The organism is Pedobacter sp. AC379, from assembly GCF_979258145.1.
In genome coordinates, this window is the sequence record NZ_OZ409839.1 from 5,255,126 (window position 1) to 5,275,534 (window position 20,409).

Here is a 20,409-nt window from a genome sequence, read left to right on the forward strand (position 1 = left end):
TAATCTGTTGCACAATAATTAATCCATAAATCTTAAGTTTTATTTTTTTGGCAGCAGATTTGTAATAGCTAAGTCACACACACAAATAAACAAAATCAACATGAAAAAATTTACCATCCTAATGCTTTGCATTGCCACACTAGGTCTGGCTTCTTGCAAAAAAGAAACTGTTTATCAAGAATTAAGAGCTAAAACGTATAATTTTACGATTAACTCTAATGAATGGATACGAAACGCCAATGGGAGTTATTCTGTAAGTAAAGCGTTAGCCGCAATTGATGGAGTAACGTTAGATGATGAGGGTGTTTTGGTCTATTTTGAGCACCCTAGTGATCCAAATGGTGATATTCAGTTACCTTATACATTCAATTACAATGCTTTTAGCTATAAAGTTTCTAATGGAGGTTTAAGGTTTGATGTCCAAGACACCAATAATTTAACTGCAACGGTACCACCTAACTATAACACTTTAGTTAAGGTTGTAATAATTCCATCAGATTACGCAGGAAATTAAATTTAAAAATCTTTAAAACTCTAAAAAACGACTGATGTTCAACTGAACGTGGTCGTTTTTTTTATGTTCTCCCCTATTTAGTTGTAATGCGCGGATATTCACACCATTTCGTTCCAACAGCAACTCATCATAAAAACCCTTATAGTATACATCTTTTACTTCAAAACGTCTGCTGCTCCAATTATTGCTGATTTCTGCCCATTCCGGATAAAAAACCACATTTCCTGCAAAAGTTTTTAAGCCTATTTTCTCTGCATCCCCACGAGACAAAACAACTGCATTACCTAAAATCTGAGCAGTGTAAATGTGTTTTGGATTTTGATAAATATCTATAGGATTACCAGTTTGCAAAAGTTCACCGTTTCGCAAAATCAGTAATTGGTCGGCAAGAAATAAACCATCAGCAGGGTCGTGAGAGACAAGAATAACAGTTACGCCAGTTTCCGCAGCAACACGCTTAATATCAGCCCTAAGTTGGTTTTTAAGCAAAGCATCAACCTGACTAAAAGGTTCGTCTAATAGTAAAACCTGCGTATCGGCAACCATAGCCTTTGCTATGGCCACACGCTGTTGCTCTCCTCCACTTAACTCAATGATTTTTTTACTTTGCAGCGGTAAAATCCGAAGGTGCTCCATAATTTGAAGCGTTTTTTCGGCTTTGGTTTTTAGGTCGGTATTGGAGAGCTGTGAGGCAATGTTATCGTAAACTTTCGCATAAATATTCAGAGAAAAATCCTGCGTAACCATTTTCATCTGTTTATGACCAGGAATCAATTGTTCATCAGGTCCTTTAACCCTTTGCTCTTCGAAAAATATTTCACCTGAATCGGTTTTTAACAGCCCATAAATAGATTTAAGTAAGGTAGATTTACCGCTGCCACTCTCCCCAATAATGGCTACAACATCGCCCTTCTTAATTTCAAAACTTACATTTTTTATCCCCCCGGCTTGCTCTGCCTGATATTGCTTTGTTAAATTTTTAACGCTGATTATGGTATTGCTCACGTGGTAAAGATAAGAAAAAGGTAGAGGGTTTTGAGGCAAAGGGTATAAGGTTACAACTTGTATAATTGTTAATATTTTATTTAGAGATTCCCAAAAACGGTATTTATCTTTAAATCAAATAAATACAAAGACATGAAGGCTAAAATCACACTAATTCTTGATGATGCTGTTATAGAGCAGGCTAAAATTTATGCGGAAGAGCGAGGAATAAGTTTAGATGAATTTATGGAGAATTGCTTTAAGTCTTTGATCGATGAGAATAATCCTACTGAAACAATATAACAAAAAATCCTGTCTCGCCTAACCGAAACAGGATCTGTTTTATTTGTGCATTAAGTCCCCTTTAGGGGATTTAGGGTTTAATTTAATCCAAAGGTAACCCCGAAGCTCATATTTTTTAAGCCAGCTTGTTGCGAAGTTGTAAACATATCGTTAAAGTAATATTTGGTAAATAATCCTATACCACCATAGCCAAATCTTACTGTACCACCGTAACGAACCGATTGAAAATGGTAACTATCATATTGTTTTTCTTTGCCGCGTTCTTCACTAATCTGTTTAATTTTTCCGTTTAACAAAAAGCTAACTTCCGGACCTAACACTAGGTAAAATCTTTTACCGTTTTTGTTTTCGCTGGTACGGAATTCAAAGTTTAACGGAATGTGCACATAGCTGCTTGAAAAGCGGTTTTTAGAAAAATGTATTGGAGATTGATCAGTATAAACAAACTCATTAGAATTTTTAGCAATGGTAATGTCTTTTCTTAAACGGATTAAGGTCCAATCGAAACCACCGGCTACATAAACTTTAAAGTTAGAATTAAAACGGTAGCCAAACTGTAAAATATCGAAAGAGAAAGTACTTGTTTTTCCACCTTTGTAATCTAAAAAGTCATTATTCGGAGATAAATTAAAGCTTCCATTGTCTATTAGTCTTGAGAATCCCCAATCTACCCTGGTAAAAGTAATTCCACCTACAAAGCGGCCTTTTTTAGCTGAATCGGCTGATTTTGTTTTAATCATAATACCATGACCTTCGCTATAATCCATTTTCTTTTTGGTACTATCTTGTTGTGCAAAAGCACCTGGAGCCATAACACCGGCAAGCCCGCTTACCAAAAGTGTTGTAAATATTAGACGTTTCATATATGTGTGTTTTATTGAATTATTGAGTGAGTAAATTATTGAATGTTAGAAAGTTAATGTAATATTTAAGGTTATGATACTAGCAACTGTGAACAGATAATTGAAAACTGGTTACTTCTTGCGTTTTCCTATTTTAAACGGACCGATATTGATTGATGATAAAGAAGAGTCGTCATCATCAGTACGGAACTGAATTAACTTATCTTTTCTTTTATCCATTTTATTAACGATCAGATTCACTACGTCGCCAACATTACGGATATTTTTGATACTCTGTTCATTATCGTTAATGGCTTCATCTGTTTTAACAGGTATTGCAATAGCCGCGGTTACAACTTCTTGTTTAGGCTGTAAAATCGCCTCTTCAATTTTTGTTTTGATGTCTTTTTTAGGCTCATCTACTTTAGCTATGTTTGTTTCTTGCTTTTGCATTTCAGGAGCCGTAACAATGTTTTTTTGCTCCACAACTGGCTTAACCCTTTGTTTTACCTTTGTTTTGGCAACAGCACTTATCGCTTTACGTTCAACTGGTAAAACTGGTGCAATATTTTCTATAACTTTAGTTGCTGTATCTATAACAACTGGCAACTGCGTTTCTGGCTTTGTTTTTTCAATGGAGTTATTGGCCAGTTGTTTGCTTTCAATCGTGCTATTATGTTGCTGATAAACTAAAATACCAATGGTAGCGATCAATAACACGGCTGCTGCTGATAGCCAGTAAATTGGCACGATTCTTTTTTTCTTAGGTGTTATTTCGCTTTCAATATTGCTCCATAAATCTCTAGAAGGTGCTACTTCAGCATCAGCAAAAGCATCTTTAAATAACTGATCAAAATCCTTATCCCGTATAGGTTGCATAACCAAATCCCTCCATTTTTATAATTTCTTCTTTTAATATTGCTCTTGCTCTTGATAACTGCGATTTACTCGCGCCTTCTGAGATCCCAAGCGTTTCTCCAATTTCTTTGTGCGAATAACCTTCTATCACATACATGTTAAAAACCATGCGGTAACCATCTGCCAGTTTTTGTATTACCTTCATTAAATCCTGCATCCCTAAAGTGCCAAAATCAAATCCGGTTGATGGCTGTTCGTAAGCTTCATCTATTTCTACCACATTTAAGCTGCGTAAATTTTTACGGTAACTTTCAATTGCAGTATTTACCATAACCCTTCTAATCCAGCCTTCAAAAGAACCATCCCCTCTATACTCCTTAATTTTCTGAAAAATTTTAATGTACCCCATTTGCAGCACATCTTCTGCCTCCATTCTATCTTTTGCGTAGCGCATGCATACGGCCAACATTTTTGATGCAGTTTGCTTGTAAAGCAGCTCCTGCATCTTCCGGTCGCCAGCTTTGCAGCCTTCCATCAAATCGTTTATCGTATAGCTTCGCGTCAATTTCATTGTGTGTTTGTATATAGAAGATGGCAGATTACAAACAATGGTTGCATGAGGAGAGAAAAAAAGTTAAATAAAGTTAAAATCGCTACTATACCTTCTGATAATCAATAAGATATAGTTAAAATAAATTTCAAGAAAGATATAAATTTTATTTGAAAATGAACATGCAGTATTTCATCGGGAGCAGCAGTCCCGCTATTCACTACTTCCGATGAAGAATCGGAATCGCTGCTATCGGGTTTAAAAACCATGGAACAGTTTAAAAATAAAAAACCTCGCAGGTTTTGAAAACCTGCGAGGTTTGAAATCGGGTATGGGTTTAATCACCCTAAGACTTATACCTCTTACTGCTCATTTTTCTTCACTTTAAACAATTTGAAATCTTGTTTATAAGTTAAAAAGAATGAATGGTTAAACTGAAGCTGTTTATCGGTATGGTCTAAATCTATATGCGGCTCGAAACGAACATCAAGGTATAAATGTGGAATCAGCTCTTTTTGGTAAGCATAACGCAAGGAAACAATGTTTCTGGCACTTTGCTTTAAGCCCGGGCTATATAGGTTATCAGAAACAGATTCGTAAAGCGGCATACCTTTAATTGAAATGAAGTTATTTCCTTTCCAGTATGAAGCTACCAAACTTCCCCATTTACTTTCTACACCTGCATTTAACCATAAACCAAAGCCACCTTGGTAAGCTCTTCTTTTATCTGGTGAAAAATCTTTATACACCGCAATATAGTTATCGGTATATACCTGTTTAATATTGGTATTAATTGCTTTATGCAGCTTTAAACCAGTTGCACCATTAAACATGGTGGTAATCGGAATTTCTTTCAGCACATCAATTTGCCCACCCTGGTGGAATGCTAAAAACTGTGCTGGTAAACTGAATTTCCATCCATTCCCTTCCGCAATGGTACTTTCGGTAGATAAACCACCAATAATTTCTTCTTTAGCAGGATCACCTTTATAAATCATTTTTTGCCAGGCAATCCAGGCATCCAAAGTAAACTTTTTACGCTCTACCAATAATTGTGTACCGTATTCAATCGGTGTAGTTATCGTCCTTTCAAAATCGTATAAAGGCTCAATATATTTGTGCTGAATGTTACCTTCTAAACTTCCGAAAATTAAAGTAAGGTTTCTTTTATGGTATTTAACACTGAATAATGGTTTCGCATCAGAAATTCCGTTTCTTCCAAAATCCTTTCTTATAAAAGCACCTGCGGTAATCGCCAGATTTGGATGTGCATAATAAACGATTTGAGGCTGCAACTGCGTTCCGTACAATGTATAACCATCATGAAAATCATTGGTATACTCGTAATTACGGACATAATTTAAATTGTAAAAATTGAAATGAACCTCATTGGTTAAACTGCTATCCGGACGGATTCTGTTTTCGAAAGCCGATTGATTAAACTGAGCTGAAGCAAAATAAGAACTGAGGAGAAAAGTTATTAATAGTGAGGTCCTTTTCAGACCTGGGCTTGTAAACATGTGCTTGGATTTTATCGCCCAAATTTAGAATAGTTTTTGGTTTATTTAACCGCAAAGCACGCGAAGTTTACGCAAAGGAAACAAAGTTAGTCGGGTTAACCACCAAGGCACAAAAAACACAAAGTTTTTAATACGCTCAATTAGAAATAATATTGTTGGTTATATACTATGGCTAAAAATTATTCGCCACGCTTTTTACGGTAGTTTTTATACAGTTTAACTGCAATCATAATGGCCATTGCAACGCCCATTATTCCGATTAGACCATAAATCCAATTAATTGCACTTTTAAGAATTACAACAAATACAATCGCAATCATAAATATTGTAGCCAATTCGCGCCATAATCTTAATTGAAAGCTAGTTAGTTTATATTGGTCGTTTTTAAGCTGTTTAACGATGTTTTGACAAATGAAATGATAGATGAGCAATCCGATAACAAAACCGAGCTTAACCCACATCCAGTCGGCCTGGAGCAAACCTTGGTTTAAAGTTAGCATAGCAGCTCCCGCCAAAACAGAAATAATCATTGCAGGGGTAGCAATAATTTTCCATAAGGTGGCTTCCATTTTAACAAATTGTTTTTGAAGAATACTCTTTTCAGGTTCGGCTTTATCCTTTGCTTCGGTATGGTAAATAAAAAGACTTAGGATATAAAACAGTCCTGCCATCCAGCTAATCACGAATACGATATGTACTGCTTTGAAGTATTGGTAATATGGCAATAAGGTTTCGATCATTAAATGTTTGAAGTAATAAAGTTATGATTTAAAATAAATCAGAATGCGTACCAACTCTTAATAGAATTATTTCTTTTTCTTCGGTTATCTCAAACCATATGATCAATAAATCGGGTTTAATATGTGCTTCCCAATTGTCCTTAAAGTTTCCAACCAATTTGTGTGGACGATGTTTTTTATCAATTCCATTGGCACCATCAATTTCCAATTGGAATAAAAAATCCTTAATGAGATTTATGTTCTTCACAGAACGTTTCTTCATTAGCTTAACATCTTTATCAAATTGGTTAGTTGGCTTTAGAACGAACATCTATAATGAATCGATATATGATTTAATATCTTTTATAGGTTCTCCAATTCCAATTCCGTTATGCGCATCTTCAATTGTTTTGCGGGTAACTTTATTTGGAATACTTACTTCTTTGGTACTTTTTTTATGAATGATTACGCCAAGTTCTTTCAATAAGCTTTTTACTAATGAACTTTTGTTTTCAGGAATATCAATAATTAATGTTTCCATACTCAAATATAATTAATTTTAATTGAGGGTTCAAATTCTCCTGTCGCAACAATAAGTTTAATACCTAAACTCCTTTACCACTTCAATGGCATACTTTACATTATCGAAAGGGATATCTGGCATAATGCCATGACCTAAATTGAAAATAAAGCCTTCGGTACCGCGCATGCGTTCGAATAATTTATGGATCTGTGCTTTAATTACTGCTTTATCTGCATATAAAATATGTGGATCTAAATTTCCCTGAACAGCAATACCCGCAGGCAAAGCATTTTTGATATTTAATAAATCAGCATTCCAATCTACTGAAATTACATCTGGCTTGGCCTCTGCCATAATTGGTGCAAAAACAGAGCTTCCTTTACAGAAAGAAATTACCGGAATATCTTTTCTATTTAAGTTCGCAATGATTTCCTGGATATAACGGTGAGAAAACTCCTGATAATCGTTCCACGATAAGGCAAGTGCCCAGCTATCGAAAATCTGAACAGCATTAACCCCCGCCGCAATCTGAAGATTTAGGTAATCTGCAGTTACTTTTGCAATTTTAGCTAAAAGTTTATGTGCCAATTCTGGCTGGTTGTGTATAAAAAGCTTGGTTAATTTAAAATCTTTTGAAGAACCACCTTCAATTAAATAACTCATTACCGTAAATGGTGCTCCTGCGAAACCGATTAAAGGAATTCTGCTATCCAAACGCTGTTGAATTACTTTAATCGCATCAGCAACGTACTGCAACTCATCCAAACAATCTACATTTAGGTTTTCGATATCCTGGGCATTACGTACAGGGTTAGCAAACCTAGGACCAACACCTTGAGTAAAACTCAAATCGCCACCCATGGCCTCTCCGGTTACCAAAATATCACAGAATAAAATCGCTGCATCAATATCCAACAAATCAACAGGTAACATGGTCACATCTGCAGCAATTTCAGGAGTTTTGCACATCTCTAAAAAAGAGTACTTGTTTTTAATCTCCCAATATTGTGGCATAAAACGACCTGCCTGACGCATCATCCACACAGGTGGACGTTCGGTTTGTTTTGAAAATGCAGCGTCTAAAAATAAGTTATTCTTCATATTCTGTAGTAATATTCCACTTATCGTCATGCTGAATTTATTTCAGTATCTCTATTTACAAATAGATCCCAAAATGAATTGAGGATAACTTATGGATAAAAATTTTAATTGCGCAAAGGTATAAATAAAAAAAAACGAAGTACCTTTTTATTCCTAAACTGGTGCTTCGTTAGTCAAAATGACACTATTAATATTATATTTTGCTTATTTCTTTTTCAATTTTAACGATAATATCTTTTGAGCGTTGCGTTTCTGCAAGTTCTTTGGCCAATTTGGTGTAAGCCTCTGCCCGCTCTCTATCTTTCTTCCGCAACGCGAGATTAGCCAGATGGATTAATACATAAGATTTTTCATTCTTGCCACCTACAGGAAAACGACTGGCTAACTGAAAGTGATATTCAGCCTTATCGTAATCTTCCTCTTTCAATGCCATGTTGCCCTGCATAAATTCGTAATAACCCCTTCGGCTTTTGGCCAAACGCTCAGGCTTTGCAACCTCGGCCAGCAATGCTTTGGTTTTACTAAATTCGTTGTTTTTAAAGTGCTTTGATGCCATTAAAACTGAACCATGTTTAAAATGGCTCCAAACAACAAAGGCAAATAACAGCCCAGAAACAGCGGCCAGCTGATATTGGTTATAAAAAATACAAACCAATGCAGCAAGCACAAAAACTGCCATTAAAGCATATCTGCCCTTATTATTGTACATTAATGACTATCAGTGAATTTATAACCTACGCCACGGATGGAATGGAAATAAACCGGATTTTTTTGATCTGGTTCGAAATACTTGCGGAACGTTAAGATAAAATTATCAATTGTTCTGGTTGATGGATAAACATCGTAATTCCAAACAGTTTCTAAAATCTGCTCTCTTGATACTGCATCGTTTTTACGCTCGATCAACAGTTTTAATAACATCGTTTCCTTTTTGGTTAATGGCGTAATGGTACCATCATCATGTTTTAATTCGAAAGAGTTAAAATAAATTGTTTTATCACCGATTTTATAAGAATTCAATTCTTTTAAATCATCAGATTTTAAACTGCGTTTAACTAAAATACCAACACGGAGAATTAATTCTTCTAAGTTGAAAGGTTTAACTAAATAATCATCAGCTCCTTTTTTCAAACCTAAAACACGGTCTTCGGAAGTGTTTTTAGCTGTTAAAAACATAATTGGAACTTCTGCATTCTCTAAACGGATTGTTTCGCAAACCTGGAAACCATCCATTTCAGGCAACATTACATCTAAAATAATTAGATTAAAGCGTTCTTCTTTAAAAATTTTAAGAGCGGTTTTGCCATCCTTAACGGCGTGAACTTTATAACCCTCAAGTTCGAGGTTTAATTTGATAGCATCTAACAAGTGATCCTCGTCTTCTACCAATAGAATTCTTAATTTTTGTGACATAATTGAGATTAACTAAATGTTACTTCAAAAATACTTCCTTGAGGCAAATTGTCTTTTACTGTAATATCTGCATCATGGTATTGTAAAACCTCTTTCACAATAAACAAGCCTAAACCTGTTCCTTTCGCTTTTCTGACATTCTCGTTACCAACGCGGTAAAACTTATCAAATATCAACATTTTTTCCGCATCTGAAATACCCGGTCCTTTATCAATTACACTTAAATGAATATGACCATCTATATTGTTTAAATGCACATTTATCTCATCACATGGACTAGAATACTTTACTGCATTTTCGATTAAATTGGTAACAACTGACGATAAGGCAAATCTGTCACCCATTATCTGCAAATTTGGCTGAATATGCGTACTAATCAATTGCTCATTGCCACAAGAATGTACCTGAAGGCGATCTGTAATTTTTGAAACCAATTCAGAAAAGTTAAATTCTTCTTTTGGAAACGTATAAGACCGGTTCTCAATTTTTGTTGCCAATAGCATATTTTCTACCAAATCATCCAGTCGTTCAATATCTTTTAACGAATTATTGAGTAATGAAACCTGACGGGCTTTATCTAAATCTCTTTTAACAATAGTTTGAATAGAAAGTTTTATAGCCGCTAAAGGAGATTTTAATTCATGTGTAATCGACATTAAGAAGTTTTGTTGCTGCTCTCTAAGCTTATCTTCCCTTTTTAACGACTGGTGAAGGAAATATCCACCAATACAGAGCAAAAATAGAAATACAGATCCCTCCCCCATAATCATCGTCATGCGGCTGGGCTGCAAGCGCACTACCAAAGTACCCCACGAAATGAGCTGAATCAGTGCATACAACAGTAATGCGTAAAATATTATTATAGATTTCTTCATTTCTTTCGGGTTGATTACACAGATGTTTTTTGTCCGTATTGCAAAAAGTAACGACGAAGCAATCTAAATGCTATAGGGTTTAAAGCCTAGCGATTGTAGTAGGATTACTTCGATTTCGCGATAACGATCTTAAAATAAAGCCTTACTTCTTAAATACCAAGTCTAATGCTTCAAAAATAGCACGTTTCGCTTTCTCCAGTTCAATTTTTGTGTGTGCTGAAGATACAAAACCAACTTCATATCCTGATGGGCCTAAATAAATTCCTCTATTTAATAATTCGCGGTGCATAATTTTGAATTTCTCCATACTTCCTGCATCAATATCATCAGCTGACTGAATTTTATCTTTATCGGTAAAGGCAAACCAGAAAATAGATCCGATTGTAAATACTTTGAATTTATAGTTACGCGCAGTTGCAAAACGCTGAATACTGGCCACAAATTCTTGCGCTTTGGTATTTAAATCTTTATAAAAGCTTGATTTATTTAACTCTGTTAACGTTGCAATACCTGCTGCCATGGCCACCGGATTACCAGATAAAGTTCCTGCCTGGTAAACACCGCCATCTGGAGAAATATGCGCCATAATTTCTGCACGTGCCCCATACATACCAACAGGCAAGCCACCTCCAATAATTTTTCCGTAAGTTACAATATCAGGAGTAACGCCATAATGTGCAGCAGCACCTTCAAAACCTACCCTGAATCCGGTAATTACTTCATCAAAAATTAAAAGTGAACCATTCTCGGTACAGATTTTACGCAAAAAATGAATGTAATCTTCATCCTGAATGATTAAACCGTTATTTGCCGGGATACCCTCAATAATTACAGCAGCAATTTGATCTTTAAACTGAGCAAAAGCCTGCTCTATAGCAGTTTTATCATTTAAAGGAATTACAATGGTTTCTTCAGCGAAAGATTTTGGTACACCTGCTGAAGATGTTTCGCCAAAAGTAACCAAGCCAGAACCCGCTTTAACCAAAAGCGAATCGCTATGGCCATGGTAACAACCTTCGAATTTTAAAATTTTATCGCGACTGGTAAAACCTCTTGCTAAACGTATTGCCGACATTACCGCTTCGGTACCTGAACTGGTGAAACGGATTTTCTCTACAAAACGGTTGTTTTTAATAATCAGTTCTGCCAATTCATTTTCTAAAGCTGTTGGCGCACCAAAACTCATTCCGTTCTGCATTACCTCCGTCACTTTTTCGCGGATTTTAGGGTTATTGTGACCTAAAATTAATGGGCCCCAGCTTCCACAGAAATCAATAAACTGATTGCCATCTGCATCCCAAATGTAACAGCCATCCCCTTTTTCGATAAAAAGCGGTGTACCATAAACAGATTTGAAAGCCCTTACCGGAGAATTTACACCACCTGGGAAATACGTTTTTGATTTTTCGTACAACTCCGCAGATTTAACCCTCGAAATATCAGGCTTACTTCCTGTATTTACTGGAATATCGGCTTCGTTGCCTGAAAACATTTTTTTTAATGAATCTAACATTTTTTTTGAGCTAAAAGCTGAAAGACTAAAGCTTAAAGCGAAAAGTAAAGCGCTATAAAATGGCTTTAGTCTTTTTGCTCTAAGCTTTCAGCTTATCTAAATCCAGTTATTATTTAAAATATCTTTAATATGGTAAGTAGTAATAATGCTTGCACCTGCACGGGCAAAGGCGTGCATGGTTTCCATCACAACTTTTTGTTCATCAATCCATCCGCGTTCTGCGGCAGCTTTAACCATTGAATATTCGCCTGATACGTTGTATACTGCAATTGGCAAATTGGTATCTTGTTTTAACCGCTGGATAATATCTAAATAAGCCAAGCCAGGTTTCACCATTAGCACATCAGCACCTTCCTGCTCATCAAGCTGGGCCTCACGTAAAGCTTCCAAAGGGTTTCGAAAATCCATCTGATAGGCTTTTCTATCACCTTTACTCGGTGCACAATCTGCAGCCTCTCTAAAAGGCCCGTAATAGGCTGAAGCAAACTTTGTGGCATGACTCATAATGGCTGCGTTTACAAAACCATTTTCATCTAAAAGGTTCCGCATGGCTTCAATCCTCCCATCCATCATATCTGATGGTGCAAACATATCAGCGCCAGCTTCGGCATGTGTTAAAGCCATTTTTGCAATTACCTCAACGGTTTTATCATTTTGAACATAATCATTTTCTAAAATTCCGCAATGACCATGGGTAGTATACGAACAAACACAAACGTCGGTAATGATGTATAAATCTTCGCCAAACTGCTTTTTAAGTTCGCGAACTGCGGTTGGAACCAAAGAATGGTCGTGATAAGCAGATTTTGCATCTTCTGATTTCTCATCACCAACACCAAAAAGCATAATTTTGTTAAGCCCCTTGTTCATTCCAGCCTCAACATCTTTTACCAGGGTATTAACCGAGTAATGGTTTACACCCGGCATGGCATCAATGGCATGGCTAACATTGCTGCCCGGCACTATAAAATAAGGGTACACAAACATATCCTTCGATAACCGGGTTTCGGCTACCATCTCCCTCACCAATGGGTTTTTCCTTAATCTACGTGGACGATTTAACATATTTTATTTATTTAGCATCAAGGCCTTAAATTCGAGTGTCGAGGCCTGTTTATCTTTTTTATTTTTTTTAGGGTGATTGCACAGATTGACTGATTACACAGATTTTTTGGATTTAATATATAGCATTATGCTTCCTGCTTTTTCCCCTAAACCTTCTACCTTAACTTACTTTATCTCTATCCCAAAAACAGCTTCAGCCAATCCAATTTCGTCAGGTGAATATGGCAATGCGTATTTCACTCCCATTTCATCGAATTTTTTGCCGGTAGAGTTACCGATAGCAATTACTTGTTGGCCTGGTTCTAATAAATTATCCACAAAGTAGGCATCAACATTTGAAGGACTGGTAAAAATCAGCACATCGGCATAACTCTGATCAATATCTTCTTCTATAACCGTTTCGTAAATTGGCAAATCGATTATTTTAGCATCAGCTGGGAGCGACTTTTGAATCGATTGTAAAGAATCCTGCGCTCTTGGAAACAATACTTGCTGCCCGCTAACCAATTGTGCAAAATCTTCAGCAACTTCAGTAATATCGCCACTTTCACCAACAAAATCAGCAAAATGACCAAATTTGCGCAAAGCATCTTCCGATCCTCTTCCAACTACACCAAATTTTGTTTTTTTAGGCAATACAGGTTTTAAATTGAAAAAATATTCAACGCTGTTGCGACTGCTGAAGAAAACCCAATCTACCTGTCGTAAAATGAATTGATCTAAAACAGTTACTATTGGAAAAGTACGAATTAATGAACGTCCTTCTATTTCAATATTATTATTTTCTAAGGCTCTGCGGAAATAACTGTGTTCGCCAATTTCGCGTGAGATAAAAACCTTTGCAGGTTTTTTTCTTTCTACATTAAACTTGGCTACAATTGTTTCGGCCAAACCTTCGGTACTTTCTGCGCGTAAAAATAAACGTTCAGGAAAGTGATCTGCAGTTTCGGCTTTTGATGTCCAGATTTCGAACTTTCCATTTTCCTTTTTGCAATAACAACCTAAAGGCATGTGGCAACCTCCTTCAAAAAGATTTAAAACCTTCCGCTCTACGGTTACTGTTTCTGCTGTTTCAGGATCGTGCAGTTTTTGAAGTGCTTCAAAAAGTTCGGTATCATTTTCCCTGATCTGAATTGCTAAAGCGCCCTGTGCAGGTGCCGGAATAAACTCTGTAGTTTCAAGTTCTTCTACATGTAAATCGCTTACATCAAGATTTAAACGCTTCACACCTGCTTTAGCAATCAAAATGGCATCGTAATCTTCATCACGAAGTTTTTGAATGCGTGTAGGTACATTTCCACGCAGATCTTCAATTTCAAGATCAGGACGCAAGCCAAGCAACTGTGCTTTACGGCGATTGGATGAAGTACCAACCATGGCACCTTTTTTTAAGGAAAGCTTTTGCGATACATCCACACAATCTTTTAAAATCAGCAGGTATTCACTTGCTTCTTCGCGTGGAGGCAATGCGGCAATAATCAATCCATCTGGATGAGTAGTTGGCAGATCTTTAAGGCAATGTACTGCCAAATCAATTGTTCCGCCCAAAAGCTCTTCTTCCAGTTCTTTGGTAAAAAAGCCTTTGCCTTCCAGTTTATCCAATCTTAAATTCAGGATTTTATCACCCTGTGTTTTAATGATTTTTATTTCTGCTTCAATTCCAATGGCTGCCAATTCATCTTTTATATGATTTGCTTGCCATAAAGCCAGGTCGCTACCGCGTGTTCCGATGGTTAATTTCTTCACTATAAAGGTTAAATGAGTTGCAAATTTAATTTAATTAGTGATTTATACCATGAATTGTTTAAAAATGAGACAGTGAGGTTACAGAAGGGATAATTTAAGGGATTTCTGTGACATTACATAAGTGACTTGTGATTATGAGGAGTAATTTATTGTACAAAAATAATTATGAGTGACACGATTTTAAGGAAATGAATATCCTATGGGTATTGTCAATAGGTGAGGTTGAAACTAGTTCAGCATAACGACAAGAAAATTATTTTAGGGATTTCTCTAAAAATGAAAGATCCTTCATTTCATTCGGGATGACACAAATGAAGAATGTTAGAAAAAGTGGAAAAAAAGTGTAAAACACCAGCCTTGGTACCCTTTGCAAAAGCCTTAACGCTTTTTGCGTTTAAGCTGATTAAGGTTGATTAACCAGAATTTCTTTAGCCATAATCATCGGAACGCTGATGCATTTTTTCTCCATGTAGTTCATTACACGTTCTAAAACCTCGCGCGATGCATCGTCCATTTGGCTAATTTCATCTGCAAATACACCATTTAAGGCTGTATTTTTGATTTCTTTAATTTTACGGGGTACATCCTGCATTGCAAGTTCGATACGGCGTTGTTTCAATACATAAAAAAACTCAGCAATATTATTGCTGATAATCTCTTCTGCATGTACCAGTTCGTTGTAACGTTCCTGAATATTTTTGCGTGCCACTTCCTTAAGCGATTCTACCTCAATGTAATGCACAGGATTATTGTGAATTACAGCTGGTGTAACATCATTAGGAATGGCCAAATCAACAATAACCTTTTTGCCTGTTTCGCCTTTTAATAACTTGGCATACAATTCTTCGTCGATAATTGCTTCGGTAGAACCTGTACAGGTAATGATTACATCAAATCCTTCGTTAAAATCTTCAAGTGCTTCTAAAGGATAAGCTTTTCCGTTCAACTCTTCGGCCAGGGTTTCTGCTTTTGAGAGTGTACGGTTGAAAATGGAAAAATTCGAGTATTTATGCTTGTTAAGGTATTTTGCAATATTCTGGTTGGTTTCACCGGCACCAATGATCAAAATACGTGAGTTGCCACACATATTCAGTTCTTTTAGTTTACGGTATGCCAATGAAACAACAGAAACAGGGTTTTTTGAAATATTGGTATGCGTATAAACTTCTTTAGCCGTTTTAACCACACGATCCATGATCATGCGCATGTAATCACCAGTAAAACCTGCATCGCGGCAATTTTCGTAAGCTTTACGAATTTGTGCTAAAATTTCTTTCTCGCCAACTACCAAACTCTCCAATGAGCAGGATGTGCGGAGCAAATGATTAAAGGCCTCTTCGTTTTCGTAAACAGAAACGTTATCAAGAAAGCGCTCCATAAATTCGGGAGGCAGGCCCATATCTAAAACGGTAAGAAACCTGGTTACAAATTCCTTGTCGGTTTTCTCTTTGGTAAGAAAAACAAATTCAACACGGTTACAGGTTCCAATATAGAAAATTTCGCTAACGGGAAGTTCTGCTTGAACATTCTTCAATCTGCTATCTAAACTCTGGTCACAAATAACTAATTTCCCTAAAGATTTCAGGTCGATGTGGTGATGCGTAAAAGCTATTACTTTTAAATATTCCAAGTGATTCCGTTATTAACTATTATCGGGATACAAAAGTAACAGGGTGAAGGCATGTGACTGTCATTAACCTGTAATTTACATCAATTTAGAACGGTTTTAAATAGAGCCGCATTATCATCAAATATAATATTGATTAGATGAAAAAACCAATTTATAAGTTTCTACTCTTGATATATGCTGCTTTCTACGTTATGGCAGGATGTAATCACTTTTTATCCACTGCAGTATATTACGTAATTATGCCAAAATGGTTGCCTGTACCTGGCTTTTTAATTTACTTTTCTGGAATATTAGAAATCATTTTAGGTGTATTATTGCTTTTTTCCGGAACCCGAAAGCTTGCCGCGTTGCTGATTATATTGATGCTGATCGCTTTTTTACCTGCTCATATCTACATGATCCAGCTGGCTCCGTTTAAGTTGGGCAAAATCTTGGTAACACCGTTTATTGCATGGTTAAGATTGCCAGTTCAGTTATTGTTTGTGGGTTGGGCATGGTATTATTATAAAAAAACAATTTGATTATCTTATAAAAAATGCATCATTTGGAGCGGAGTGCAATGAAGTTTTGATGGTTTATATAAAAATGGTTTAAGTAAATTTCAAAATACAGCTGAATGTGGACTGCCCTGCACAATAACAGCAGGCGCAGTGGTACCTGTTAGGGTAACGGTAGCTTCGTTAGAAGTGTTGCCCTCGTTATCCTTCATTTTATAAATTATTGAAGGGTTGCCGTTATAACCTGCCTGAGGCTTAAAGGTAATATTGCCTGTTGTATTGTTCACTTCCCAGCTGCCCTGGCCTGTTACGGTAATTGCATTAGAGAATATTGATGTAACAGGGTCTTTGATCACTACAGTTGTAGGATTTGGCGTATCACCAACATTATCATTGCTCAAAACAGGAACGGTTTGGTTAATGTGCGGGGTATAGCATACGTTATCATTGATAGCCTGAGGTTTAACATCAAGCAAAGCAGCATCTGAAACTGCCTCCTGGCAAACATTATTGTCATTAATTATCTTAACGCGATACTGATAAATATTCATGGCTTTTGTTGCGTTTGTAATGGAAAGGGTAGCTGTGGAGGCACCATTGTATCCTCCCGCATTTGTAATATCGGTCCATATACTACCTGTTGCTGTGGCTAAAACTTGCCATTGGTAACTTAAATTCCCTGCGGATGTGATGGCACCAACGGTATAACTGATATTATCACCAACATTTACAATTTGTTTTACTGGCTGAGCATTTATTGCCACCATGCCTCCCCTCGTTATCACATTATTGTATTTAGTTGATGTGTATGCGGCACCAATAACCTTCCCATTTGCGTCAACAGTTCTCGAACTTGCATCACCATATCTATTATCACTCCCGCTTTTGGTTTTGTCATTATAATATTCATTGGCATCAGAACAACCATCGTTATCACTATCTGTATCTTCCAGATCTGGAATTCCATCACCGTCAGTATCTGTATAACAAACTCCATTAAAGCTAAAACTATCGAAATTAAACGCACTTTTGTTGCCGTACAGATAAACTCTCACATAATAGGTACTGCCATATAACAGCCTGAAATTCTTAGTCAGGGATGTTTTATAAAAGCCTTCACCAGCTGAAAATGTAGGTACAGTACCATCATACAAAACCGTGTTAGTGGTAAATGCCGGACTGGTGGATATTACAATCTTTACATTCTGAAGCTGGTTCAGTGCATAATAAGTTATCCAATCTTTTAACTCATAAACCCTATTTGCGGTACTGGCCATAGGAATAGTAACCTGTATGTACTGATTATTGCTTATTGCTTGTGCCGAGGTTGTTGCAGTGGCATTATTAAATGTCCAAAGATAGCCGTTTGTGGAAGATGCAAATCCTCCCCCAAACGAAACACTACTACTTGAGGTAATTACATCTGGAGCAAACAAATTCTTTTCCAGTGACCCTGGAAAAGGTGTTGAATTTAAATCCCAAAACAGTTGGGGATTAATAGAAGTACTGAACGGAGGAAGTGAACATGTATTTTCAATTGCGTCTAAAATCCCATCGTTATCATCATCCTGGTCTATATTGTTGGCAATGCCGTCTCCATCAGTATCCAATGTGCTTTGTGCCCGAACCATATTTATACATATGGATAAGATAAATATAAGTATGTACTTTTTAGTCATTTAATGGCTTTATTAATTATTATTTATTATAAATTTAAAACTACAAAATTTGTATATCCGAAACTACATTTAAGACGAATAATTAATTTTTAAAATATCTATTTTTGCAAGTCATATCTTTTTTCGAAAAGTAAAAAAATTATGTCGCATCCATAGCTAAAAAATATCCAGCAGTGCGTAAAACAGATAGATATTGATTTATTAGTACCCATAAATGTATTTGACCAATTTTAACAAGAGCATAAAAATAAATTATTTTTTCGTAATCCTGTTGTTTTATTATTACAAAAACATAAAATAAATAATATATATTTATGGTCTTAAATATACACCTATTTAATAAGTAAATTATCTAATCATTAAACCCTATAACAGCATTTTTATGAAAATTTTTTTTACTAGATTTATTTTATCGTTAGCAGTCTTAATGACTTGTACACAATTGGTATTACATGCACAGGTTACACCTACAACATCTGGCGTAACCCTGGTATGTGCGGGAGGAAGTTTTAGTTATGCCGACGCCGCATCTGCAACAATACCGGTTGGGTATACTCATAAAATTTATTACAGTGCTACCAAGGTCGATCTGGCAGTTAATGATCCTGCAACTACCGGAACATCAGTAACAATCACTGCACCAAATACTGTTGAAAACGCAGCAACCGGGTATTACTATTTAAAAGGTACACCTGCGGATGCTACGCTCTGTGAAACTCCATACCAGGAAATTCCGGTTTATGTGTTTAAATCGCTAAGTGTAGATTTTACACCCAAGAATTTTTGTATCGCTAATACAGCTGAAGAACAGAAAGGTAATGTTACCACTCAGGATACCTACCAAACATTTGCCTATCAATGGTACACAGTAAATACCGGTGGTACAGAAAGTAAGATTACTGATGCAACGGGCATTAATTACACCCCAACCATTGCCGGAACCTATAAGTTAAGGTTGAGGACGGCCTATAAGGTTACCACTGCCGGTACTGATGCATATTATTGTAAAGCTGAGTCTGCTATTAAAGAAGTAATAGTTAATGCTAAACCAATTACGCCAACTGTAACAGTAACGGGTGCAGCCCAAGAAACGCTTTAAACGTCAGCAGCATAATTCAGCATAATACCTCATGGAGCGCAAGTTCGTCTTTTTCTTTTTTGCAATGTTTCTGGTTTTGGTTGTGCAAGGTCATGGCCAGACAGCGGTAAAAAGAAAAAAATTCGTCCTAAAAAATGGCGGAACAGCTGCGCTTCAGGCAAACAGTGCTGAGGCTAGCTCCTTTGTATGGTACAGGGATGGTAATGTGCTACCGGGAATAAATACATCCAGTTTATCAGTTAATGTGCCCGGAATTTATAAGGTAGTGGCGTTGAACAGTGGTGACTGTCCCTCTGATGAATCTGTTGAGATTGAGATAATTATAGCACAGCCAATACTTGCTGATGTAGCCATTACAAAACGATCGGAAATTAGAGAAGTGCTAAGTAACCAGCTTTTTAATTACAACATAAATGTACGCAACAACGGTGCAGCCACTGCCAACCAGATCAAGGTGGTTGACAAACTACCGGATAATTTGATTTTTGAGAGCTTTGACACTCCAACTGATGGAAATGCTAACTATGATGTTGAAAACAGGACGATAAACTGGACGATCCCCCAGCTACAGAATGGATATTTCTCAGAGCTGATTGTAAAAGTTATGGCCAAACAAGCGGGTAAAGTAAGCAATACGGCAAATGTTACCGCTATGGAAACTGATCCGGATTTGAGCAATAATACTTCTACCGACAACAAAAACATATCAGCAATCAGGGTGCCTAATGTGATTACCCCCAATGGAGATGGTAAAAACGACTTCCTGATTATCGATAACCTAGATTCATTTGATGAGAACCAGCTCACCATTATAAACAGATGGCAAAGCACAGTATATCAGGCCACTAATTATAAAAACGACTGGAACGGGAGCAAACTGGCCGATGGAACATATTTCTACCTGCTTAGGGTCAGGAATGTTAAGGGTTCATGGATTGAGCAGAACGGATATATTACTATCCTAAGATAGATAAAAAG

General features: G+C 36.5%; 22 protein-coding genes. 5 read left to right on the forward strand and 17 right to left on the reverse strand.

Features of this window, described 5'->3' with window-relative positions; all coding sequences use genetic code 11:
* The first annotated feature begins 100 nt into the window (after nucleotides 1-100).
* Complete coding sequence (locus tag ACZZZW_RS22620) at nucleotides 101-514, forward strand: hypothetical protein (protein WP_463496755.1); 414 nt, start codon at nucleotides 101-103, stop codon at nucleotides 512-514.
* Nucleotides 515-526: 12 nt separating this feature from the next.
* On the opposite strand, the gene ACZZZW_RS22625 is transcribed toward ACZZZW_RS22620, so the two are convergent.
* Nucleotides 527-1,519: an ABC transporter ATP-binding protein gene (locus ACZZZW_RS22625; RefSeq protein WP_463496757.1), complete on the reverse strand. Its 993-nt coding sequence runs from the start codon at nucleotides 1,517-1,519 to the stop codon at nucleotides 527-529.
* A gap of 132 nt (nucleotides 1,520-1,651) precedes the next feature.
* Here ACZZZW_RS22625 and ACZZZW_RS22630 point away from each other — a divergent pair, with 132 nt between their 5' ends.
* The gene (locus tag ACZZZW_RS22630; RefSeq protein ID WP_157255486.1) at nucleotides 1,652-1,801 is read left to right on the forward strand and encodes a DUF6364 family protein; all 150 of its coding nucleotides are present in this window, start codon (nucleotides 1,652-1,654) and stop codon (nucleotides 1,799-1,801) included.
* A gap of 77 nt (nucleotides 1,802-1,878) precedes the next feature.
* Here ACZZZW_RS22630 and ACZZZW_RS22635 read toward each other — a convergent pair whose 3' ends face one another.
* From ACZZZW_RS22635 to hemA, 15 genes are all read right to left on the reverse strand, one after another.
* The gene (locus tag ACZZZW_RS22635) at nucleotides 1,879-2,664 is read right to left on the reverse strand and encodes an outer membrane beta-barrel protein (RefSeq protein ID WP_463496759.1); all 786 of its coding nucleotides are present in this window, start codon (nucleotides 2,662-2,664) and stop codon (nucleotides 1,879-1,881) included.
* Between the two features lie 111 nt (nucleotides 2,665-2,775).
* Nucleotides 2,776-3,522: a hypothetical protein gene (locus ACZZZW_RS22640; RefSeq protein ID WP_463496761.1), complete on the reverse strand. Its 747-nt coding sequence runs from the start codon at nucleotides 3,520-3,522 to the stop codon at nucleotides 2,776-2,778.
* Nucleotides 3,503-4,072: an RNA polymerase sigma factor gene (locus ACZZZW_RS22645; protein ID WP_025146912.1), complete on the reverse strand. Its 570-nt coding sequence runs from the start codon at nucleotides 4,070-4,072 to the stop codon at nucleotides 3,503-3,505. The genes ACZZZW_RS22640 and ACZZZW_RS22645 overlap by 20 nt, the downstream gene beginning before the upstream one ends.
* Nucleotides 4,073-4,413: 341 nt before the next feature.
* Entirely contained in the window at nucleotides 4,414-5,571 is a 1,158-nt protein-coding gene (locus tag ACZZZW_RS22650; RefSeq protein ID WP_463496764.1) for a hypothetical protein, read from the reverse strand.
* A gap of 179 nt (nucleotides 5,572-5,750) precedes the next feature.
* Entirely contained in the window at nucleotides 5,751-6,311 is a 561-nt protein-coding gene (locus ACZZZW_RS22655) for a CopD family protein (protein WP_463496767.1), read from the reverse strand.
* A 28-nt stretch (nucleotides 6,312-6,339) separates the two neighbouring features.
* Nucleotides 6,340-6,621 carry a type II toxin-antitoxin system YafQ family toxin gene (locus ACZZZW_RS22660; protein ID WP_463496770.1) on the reverse strand — a complete coding sequence of 94 codons (282 nt, stop codon included), beginning with the start codon at nucleotides 6,619-6,621 and terminating at the stop codon, nucleotides 6,340-6,342.
* Entirely contained in the window at nucleotides 6,622-6,831 is a 210-nt protein-coding gene (locus ACZZZW_RS22665; protein ID WP_463496773.1) for a hypothetical protein, read from the reverse strand.
* Between the two features lie 57 nt (nucleotides 6,832-6,888).
* Nucleotides 6,889-7,914, reverse strand: coding sequence for a uroporphyrinogen decarboxylase (gene hemE, locus ACZZZW_RS22670; protein WP_463496775.1), 1,026 nt, complete (start codon nucleotides 7,912-7,914; stop codon nucleotides 6,889-6,891).
* Between the two features lie 193 nt (nucleotides 7,915-8,107).
* Nucleotides 8,108-8,623, reverse strand: a complete 516-nt coding sequence (locus ACZZZW_RS22675; protein WP_463496778.1) for a hypothetical protein — start codon at nucleotides 8,621-8,623, stop codon at nucleotides 8,108-8,110.
* Nucleotides 8,623-9,327: a response regulator transcription factor gene (locus ACZZZW_RS22680; RefSeq protein WP_025146905.1), complete on the reverse strand. Its 705-nt coding sequence runs from the start codon at nucleotides 9,325-9,327 to the stop codon at nucleotides 8,623-8,625. Before ACZZZW_RS22680 ends, ACZZZW_RS22675 begins: the two co-directional genes overlap by 1 nt.
* A gap of 8 nt (nucleotides 9,328-9,335) precedes the next feature.
* Nucleotides 9,336-10,202 (reverse strand): sensor histidine kinase, encoded by an 867-nt coding sequence (locus ACZZZW_RS22685; RefSeq protein ID WP_055912696.1) that lies wholly within the window; start codon nucleotides 10,200-10,202, stop codon nucleotides 9,336-9,338.
* A 142-nt stretch (nucleotides 10,203-10,344) separates the two neighbouring features.
* On the reverse strand, nucleotides 10,345-11,715 hold the full coding sequence (gene hemL / locus ACZZZW_RS22690; RefSeq protein ID WP_463496782.1) for a glutamate-1-semialdehyde 2,1-aminomutase: 1,371 nt from the start codon (nucleotides 11,713-11,715) through the stop codon (nucleotides 10,345-10,347).
* A 96-nt stretch (nucleotides 11,716-11,811) separates the two neighbouring features.
* Complete coding sequence (hemB, locus tag ACZZZW_RS22695) at nucleotides 11,812-12,780, reverse strand: porphobilinogen synthase (protein WP_463496784.1); 969 nt, start codon at nucleotides 12,778-12,780, stop codon at nucleotides 11,812-11,814.
* A gap of 165 nt (nucleotides 12,781-12,945) precedes the next feature.
* Nucleotides 12,946-14,526 (reverse strand): hydroxymethylbilane synthase, encoded by a 1,581-nt coding sequence (gene hemC, locus ACZZZW_RS22700; RefSeq protein ID WP_463496787.1) that lies wholly within the window; start codon nucleotides 14,524-14,526, stop codon nucleotides 12,946-12,948.
* 403 nt (nucleotides 14,527-14,929) lie between these two features.
* The gene (hemA, locus tag ACZZZW_RS22705; protein WP_055912708.1) at nucleotides 14,930-16,156 is read right to left on the reverse strand and encodes a glutamyl-tRNA reductase; all 1,227 of its coding nucleotides are present in this window, start codon (nucleotides 16,154-16,156) and stop codon (nucleotides 14,930-14,932) included.
* Between the two features lie 137 nt (nucleotides 16,157-16,293).
* Here hemA and ACZZZW_RS22710 point away from each other — a divergent pair, with 137 nt between their 5' ends.
* Nucleotides 16,294-16,677, forward strand: a complete 384-nt coding sequence (locus tag ACZZZW_RS22710; RefSeq protein ID WP_463496792.1) for a DoxX family protein — start codon at nucleotides 16,294-16,296, stop codon at nucleotides 16,675-16,677.
* A gap of 80 nt (nucleotides 16,678-16,757) precedes the next feature.
* On the opposite strand, the gene ACZZZW_RS22715 is transcribed toward ACZZZW_RS22710, so the two are convergent.
* Nucleotides 16,758-18,332, reverse strand: a complete 1,575-nt coding sequence (locus ACZZZW_RS22715) for an Ig-like domain-containing protein (RefSeq protein WP_463496794.1) — start codon at nucleotides 18,330-18,332, stop codon at nucleotides 16,758-16,760.
* A 382-nt stretch (nucleotides 18,333-18,714) separates the two neighbouring features.
* On the opposite strand from ACZZZW_RS22715, the gene ACZZZW_RS22720 reads away from it, so the two are divergent.
* Nucleotides 18,715-19,431 carry a hypothetical protein gene (locus ACZZZW_RS22720; RefSeq protein WP_463496799.1) on the forward strand — a complete coding sequence of 239 codons (717 nt, stop codon included), beginning with the start codon at nucleotides 18,715-18,717 and terminating at the stop codon, nucleotides 19,429-19,431.
* 31 nt (nucleotides 19,432-19,462) lie between these two features.
* A complete protein-coding gene (locus ACZZZW_RS22725) occupies nucleotides 19,463-20,401 on the forward strand; it encodes a T9SS type B sorting domain-containing protein (protein ID WP_463496803.1) in 939 nt (312 codons plus the stop codon).
* Nucleotides 20,402-20,409 lie beyond the last annotated feature (8 nt).